The organism is Phytoactinopolyspora endophytica, assembly GCF_004138495.1.
In the GTDB taxonomy this organism is placed as follows: Bacteria; Actinomycetota; Actinomycetes; order Jiangellales; family Jiangellaceae; genus Phytoactinopolyspora; species Phytoactinopolyspora endophytica.
The window spans coordinates 355,642-361,721 of record NZ_ML142851.1; the positions used below are offsets into that span (position 1 = coordinate 355,642).

Annotated in this window: 6 protein-coding genes; all 6 read left to right on the top strand. The window is 69.1% G+C overall.

The window, feature by feature from the left end; genetic code table 11:
- Positions 1–116: 116 nt before the first annotated feature.
- Positions 117–1,679, top strand: a complete 1,563-nt coding sequence (locus ELR45_RS07455; protein ID WP_129664749.1) for an aldehyde dehydrogenase family protein — start codon at positions 117–119, stop codon at positions 1,677–1,679.
- Entirely contained in the window at positions 1,676–2,782 is a 1,107-nt protein-coding gene (locus ELR45_RS07460; RefSeq protein ID WP_205856194.1) for an amidohydrolase family protein, read from the top strand. Before ELR45_RS07455 ends, ELR45_RS07460 begins: the two co-directional genes overlap by 4 nt.
- Entirely contained in the window at positions 2,775–3,554 is a 780-nt protein-coding gene (locus tag ELR45_RS07465; RefSeq protein WP_129664751.1) for an ABC transporter ATP-binding protein, read from the top strand. The genes ELR45_RS07460 and ELR45_RS07465 overlap by 8 nt, the downstream gene beginning before the upstream one ends.
- The gene (locus tag ELR45_RS07470; protein WP_129664753.1) at positions 3,551–4,267 is read left to right on the top strand and encodes an ABC transporter ATP-binding protein; all 717 of its coding nucleotides are present in this window, start codon (positions 3,551–3,553) and stop codon (positions 4,265–4,267) included. The genes ELR45_RS07465 and ELR45_RS07470 overlap by 4 nt, the downstream gene beginning before the upstream one ends.
- 12 nt (positions 4,268–4,279) lie before the next feature.
- Positions 4,280–5,209, top strand: coding sequence for a branched-chain amino acid ABC transporter permease (locus ELR45_RS07475; protein ID WP_129664755.1), 930 nt, complete (start codon positions 4,280–4,282; stop codon positions 5,207–5,209).
- On the top strand, positions 5,206–6,080 hold an 875-nt coding region (locus ELR45_RS07480), incomplete at its 3' end, for a branched-chain amino acid ABC transporter permease (RefSeq protein ID WP_165367566.1). The genes ELR45_RS07475 and ELR45_RS07480, both read left to right, overlap by 4 nt.

Sequence of the window (6,080 nt, forward strand, 5' to 3'; positions counted from 1 at the left end):
CCCGACGAGCTCGTCGGCGACTTCGAGCTGTTCCCCAGCACCGACACGGTGCCGTTCCATTACCCGCACCCGGTCACGGGCAAGGACTGGGACCCTCGGTCCGGGAAGAGTCTGCGATGACCGCGGTTCAGGACCAGCCGGGCCGGGACGGCGCCCGATGGGCTCGGGCCGACGGCTACGTCGGTGGTGTGCGGACCCGTCCGGAACGGTGGGCGGCGGTGACCAACCCCGCCGACGTCGCGGAGACGGTCGGCGAGTACGCCGTGTCCAGCGGCCGGGATGTCGATGCGGCGGTGCGTGCGGCCCACGACGCCTTCCCGGAATGGCGTGCGCTGGGCGCGCGGCGGCGGGCCGAGCTGATGGCCGATGCCGCCGGCGAGCTGGAGAAGCTAGCGGCGGACCTGGCACCGGTGATCTCGCTGGAAGTCGGGAAGGTGGTGGCGGAGTCGCGGGTGGACGCGTCCGGTGCCGTGGGCCTTCTCCGTGCCTTCGCCGCGCTGTCCGACCTGGCCGAGCGGGAGCTCGACGTCAGCGACGACGAAGCGTCCCGCCCGGCGACCAGCGCTCGGATCCGCCGCGTGCCGGTCGGGCCGGTCGCGGTGATTCCGCCGTGGAACACGCCGGTCTACCTGACGTTCAACATGCTCGCTCCGGCGCTGATCTCCGGCTGCACGGTGGTGGTGAAACCGCCGGAGGTAGCACCGCTGGCGGTGTCGGCGATGCTGCGTCGCTGCGCCGAGCTGCTTCCGCCGGGGGTGCTCAACGTCGTACCTGGCACCGGCGACGAGGCGGGTGAAGCGCTGACCCGGCACGAGCTGGTGCGAGGGATCCTGTTCACCGGCGGCGTCGCCTCGGGGCGGCGGGTGCTGGAGGCGGCGGCGTCGACCGTGAAGAAGGTCTCGCTCGAGCTCGGCGGCAACGACCCGGCGATCGTGCTGGAATCGGCGACCGTCGACGACGAGCTGCTGCGGGAGCTCGTCGCCGGCACGTTCAGCTCCAGCGGGCAGATCTGTTACAACGTCAAGCGCGTTTACGTGCATCGCAGCCGATACGACGAGCTGGTCGACGGCCTGGCGCAGATGCTGGGCGGCCTCGTCGTCGGGGATCCGTTCGACCCGGACGTGCACATGGGTCCGCTGACGACCCGGGCCGGATACGACCGCGCGCACCGGCTGTTGGCCGATGCCGAGCGGGAAGGTGCCCGGGTTCTGCACCGGGGTGTGCGGGCCGGTTCGGCGAAGTGGGCCGACGGGCTGTACGTCTACCCGGTGCTCGTCACTGGAGTCCCCTCGTACGCCGAGCTGGTGGTGGAGGAGCAGTTCGCGCCGGTCCTCCCGATCCTGCCGTTCGACACCGACGACGAGGCGGTCGCCGAAGCGAACCGGACCGAGTACGGGCTCGGGTCGTCGGTGTGGAGCGACGACGTCGGCCATGCCGAGACGGTCGCGGAGCGGGTCGAGGCGGGCAACACCTTCATCAACGTGCACCGGGTCGGCGCGTCGGTCGCGTCCGTGCCCTTCGGTGGGGTGAAGCGCTCCGGGCTCGGCCGCAACCACCGCGAGTACTCGCTCGCCTCGTGCACCGAGGAGCACGCGATCGTCCACATCGAGCAGCCGCACAGCCGCCTCCCAGGCATCACCCGCTGGGAGAACCTCAGTACAGGAGGCCCAGACAGATGACCGACCAGATGACCGTGGAGAAGGACCTCACCACCGGGGGACGGGTCGGGTACCTGAGGATCGCCGTGGAGGAGGCGTACGCGCCGCCGGAGCTGGTCCGCTCCTTCCGGGATCTCCTCGACCGTCCCGACGTCGACCCCGGGTTCGAGAGTCTGATGGGCTTCTACCTGCGCAGCGACGCGGAGCGGCCGAGGGCTGTCCAGCGCAAGCTGCAGGACCTCGGCGACGAGCGGCTGGCGGACATGGACTCGGCCGGCATCGACCATGCGGTCGTGTCGCTGACCGCGCCGGGCACGCAGGTGCTCGACGTCGCCCGGGCGCGGGAGATCGCCACGGTGGCCAACGACCGGATCGCCGACGCCTGCCTATGGCATCCCGGCCGGTTCTCCGGCCTGGCCGCCGTCGGGTTCGAGGACGCCTCCTCGGCCGTCGTGGAGCTGGAACGGGCGGTGACGCAGCTCGGCCTGAAGGGGCTGATCTGCAACTCGCACGTCAAGGGGCACTACCTCGACGAGCCGCAGTTCTACCCCATCCTGGAGGCGGCCGAGGCGCTCGGCGTCCCGATCTATCTGCATCCGCAGACACCGCCGGCTCAGATGATAGGGCCGATGCTGGACGCGGGGTTGGACGGTGCCATCTTCGGGTTCGGTGTCGAGACCGGCATGCACGTGCTGCGGCTGATCGTCGCGGGCGTGCTCGACCGGTTCCCGAGGCTCAAGCTGGTCGTCGGGCATCTCGGGGAGGCGCTGCCGTACTGGCTCTACCGTCTCGACTGGATGCACGCGGCGCAGGTCCGGGCAGCCCGATACGAGTCCTCGAAGCCGCTCGAGCTCACCCCGAGCGAGTACTTCCGCCGCAACATCTGGATCACCACGAGCGGGATGGCCTGGCCACCGGCGATCATGTTCTGCCGCGAGGTGGTGGGCGCCGACCGGGTTCTGTACGCGATGGACTACCCGTACCAGTTCGTCGCCGACGAGGTGCGCATCCAGGATGACCTGCCGATGAGCCGCGACGAGTTGCGGGCGTTCTACGAGACCACCGCGGTGGAACTGTTCAACCTGGACTTCCCCCGCCTTGCGCAGGGAGGCGGAGATGGATGAGCGAGCATCCGGCCCGCTGCTCGACGTGGACGGCGTCTGCGTCAGATTCGGCGGCATCACCGCCCTCGACGACCTGTCGTTCGCGGTGGACGACGGCGAGATCTGCGGGCTGATCGGCCCGAACGGCGCGGGCAAGACGACGATGCTCAACGTGCTGAGCCGGGTCTACGACGCCACGTCGGGCGCGGTGACGATGGCCGGGCAGGATCTGCTCGGCCTGCCCCCGCACGCGATCAGCGGAGTGGGAGTGGCCCGCACCTTCCAGAATCTGGCGCTGTTCCCGAGCATGACGGTCCTGGAGAACGTGATGGTCGGGGCGCACAACCTGTGCACGGGGAACTGGGTCACGTCGCTGATCCCGGGGTACATCGCGCGGGCCGAGCGACGCACCACCGAGCAGGCCATGTACGTGCTTCAGACGCTGGGGCTGGCCGACGACGCGCTGCGCAAGGTGACGGACCTGCCGTTCGGCACGATGAAGCGGGTCGAGTTCGCCCGGGCCCTGGTCTCCAGGCCGCGGCTGCTGCTCCTGGACGAGCCGGCGAACGGGCTGAACCATGCCGAGGTCACCGCACTCGGTGAGCTGATCCAACGGGTGCGTGCGGAGTTCGCGCTCACCGTGCTGCTGGTGGAGCACCATATGCGCCTGGTGATGGGGATCAGCGACCACGTCGTGGTGCTGAACTTCGGGCACCGCATCGCGTTCGGGACACCCGAGCATGTGCAGCAGGACCCCGAGGTCATCTCGGCCTATCTGGGGAGTGCGGCATGACCTCGCCACTGCTACAGATGCGTTCGGTCGACGCCTTCTACGGCAAGATCCAGGCGCTGCATGGGATCGGCCTCCGTGTGGACGAGGGCGAGGCGGTGGTGCTGCTCGGGGCGAACGGCGCCGGCAAGACCACCGTGCTGCGTGCTCTGTCCGGACTGATCCCGGCGCGGGGCGAGATCCGCTTCGACGGGCGGTCGATCCTCGGCTGGCGGCCGGAACGGGTGGTGCGCCGCGGCATTAGCCATGTGCCGCAGGGCAGGGGCGTCTTCGCGGAGCTCACCGTCGAGGAGAACCTCCTCGTCGGCGCCTTCACCCGGACCGACCGGGCCGCGGTCCAGGCCGACATGAAGCGCTGGTACGACGTGTTCCCACAGCTCTACGAGCGACGCACGCAGCTCGCCGGCCAGATGAGTGGTGGCGAGCAGCAGATGCTCGCCGTCGCCCGGGGCCTGATGTCCCGGCCACGGCTGCTCCTGCTCGACGAGCCGTCGCTCGGCCTCGCCAGGATGATCACCGAGGGCCTGTTCGCCCAGCTGCGGGAGATCAACCAGCGAGAGGGCACGTCGCTCCTGGTCGTGGAGCAGAACGCCGAGCTGGCGCTCGCCTTCGCGCACCGTGCGTACGTCATCGAGTCGGGGCACATCGAGGTCTCCGGCTCCGGCCACGAGGTCCGCGACGACGACGCCGTACGCCGGGCGTATCTGGGCTACTGAAGGGCGGCATCGATGTTCGACTCCAACATCGCAAACCCCGCGTACCTCCTCCAGCTGTTCCTCAGTGGGATGTCCATGGGATCCCTGTTCGCTCTCTTCGCACTCGCCTTCGTGATCGTGTGGAAGGCGTCGTCGCACTTGAACCTGGCTGCCGGTGAGCTCGGCGCGCTCGGTGTCTTCACCATGTCCAGCCTGGTGCTGAGGGGTATGGCCTTCTGGCTCGCACTAGCCGTCGTGCTGGTGGTCGCGCTGGGCGTCGGGGCGTTGATGGAGCGTTCCCTCATCCGGCCCGCGGAGAAGCGCGGGCTGTTCGCCGTCGTGCTCACGACGCTCGCTGTCTATCTGGTCGCGAACGCCGCGATCGGGCTGGCCTGGGGGACGGAACCGGCCACGGCGCCGAGTCCGTTCGACGGCGGGGCAGGCTCACAGCTGGTGCTGATGGACGGGCCGCCGCAGGCATACCTCACCTACGGCGATCTCCTCTCGCTGGCGGCCTTGGCCGTCGTCGGTCTGGCGCTGTCGCTGTTCCTGCAGCGCACCCGGTACGGCCTGGCCTATCGTGCGGTCGCCTCCAACCGCGAGTCGGCCGGGCTCGTCGGTATCCCGCTGCCGCGGATGTTCATCGTGGGCTGGGGACTGTCGGTGCTGATCGCCACTCTCACGGCGGTGCTCGTCGGCGTCCGCAACGGCGCGATCGACTACGCCATGATGACGCCGATGCTCGTGTTCGGCCTGACCGCCGCAACTGTGGGCGGCTTCGAGAGCCTCAAGGGCGCCGTCGTCGGAGGGCTGGCCCTCGGCCTGGCGGTCAATCTCTTCCCGGGTCTGCTGACGTTCGTCTCCGGCGATCTCGGCCTGGTGGTCGCGCTGGTCCTGGTGCTCGTCGTCCTTCTGCTCCGCCCACAGGGTCTATTCGGCGTCAAGAGATTGGAGCGGGTATGACCAGGGTCATCGAACGAGGCAGCATGCCGCACCGGGCCTGGCAGGGGTCGGGGCTGGTCGTGCTGGTCGTCGCGGTGGTGCTGTTCCCGGTCCTCTCCGGTGACTTCCGGGTGACCCAGATCGGGCAGGCCATCGCCTATGCGGTCGCACTGCTCGGCCTCAACGTCGTCACCGGGATGAGCAGGCAGATCTCGCTCGGTCACGGAGCCATGTTCGGTATCGGCGCGTACAGCACGGCGATCCTGGTGTCCGACCATGGCTGGCCGTTCTTCGGCGCCATTGGGATGTCCGCGCTCATCGGCGTCGTCGTCGGGCTGGTCGTCGGCCTGCCGGCGCTGCGCCTGAAAGGGCTCTACCTGGCGATCGTGACGATCGCCGTCGGGACGGCGTTCCCGCTGCTGCTGCTCCAGCCGTTCGCACGGGACCTGGGCTCCGGAGGGTCCAGCGGCAAGCCGATGTTCCTACCGTGGTCGAAGCCTTCCTGGTTCGGTTTCGATGTGACGCCCATCGGGTTCAAGTTCGTGCTCGTCTGTGGCGTCGCCGTCGTGGTGTTCGCCGGCACGGCTTTGCTGGTGCGCAGCCGGGTCGGCCGGGCCATGTTCGCCGTTCGCGACAACGAGACCGCGGCGGCGGTGGCCGGGATCCACGTCGCGAGTGTGAAGGTCGGCAGCTTCGCGTTCAGCACGATGCTCGCCGCCGTGGGTGGTTCTTTGTTCATGCTGATGGTGCCGATCGTCAGCCCGGACAGTGTCGGTTTCCATCTGAGCCTGCTGTTCATCACGGCGGTGATCATCGGCGGCGAGGAGCGGGTGGCGGGCGCCGTCGTCGGAGGGTTCGTGATGGTGTTCCTCCCGACGTACACGTTCGAGCT

Excerpts from the sequence above, each read along its gene's own strand:
- ELR45_RS07455 (WP_129664749.1), top strand. The coding sequence starts at position 117 with ATGACCGCGGTTCAGGACCAGCCGGGCCGGGACGGCGCCCGATGGGCT.
- ELR45_RS07460 (WP_205856194.1), top strand. The coding sequence starts at position 1,676 with ATGACCGACCAGATGACCGTGGAGAAGGACCTCACCACCGGGGGACGG.
- ELR45_RS07465 (WP_129664751.1), top strand. The coding sequence starts at position 2,775 with ATGGATGAGCGAGCATCCGGCCCGCTGCTCGACGTGGACGGCGTCTGC.
- ELR45_RS07470 (WP_129664753.1), top strand. The coding sequence starts at position 3,551 with ATGACCTCGCCACTGCTACAGATGCGTTCGGTCGACGCCTTCTACGGC.
- ELR45_RS07475 (WP_129664755.1), top strand. The coding sequence starts at position 4,280 with ATGTTCGACTCCAACATCGCAAACCCCGCGTACCTCCTCCAGCTGTTC.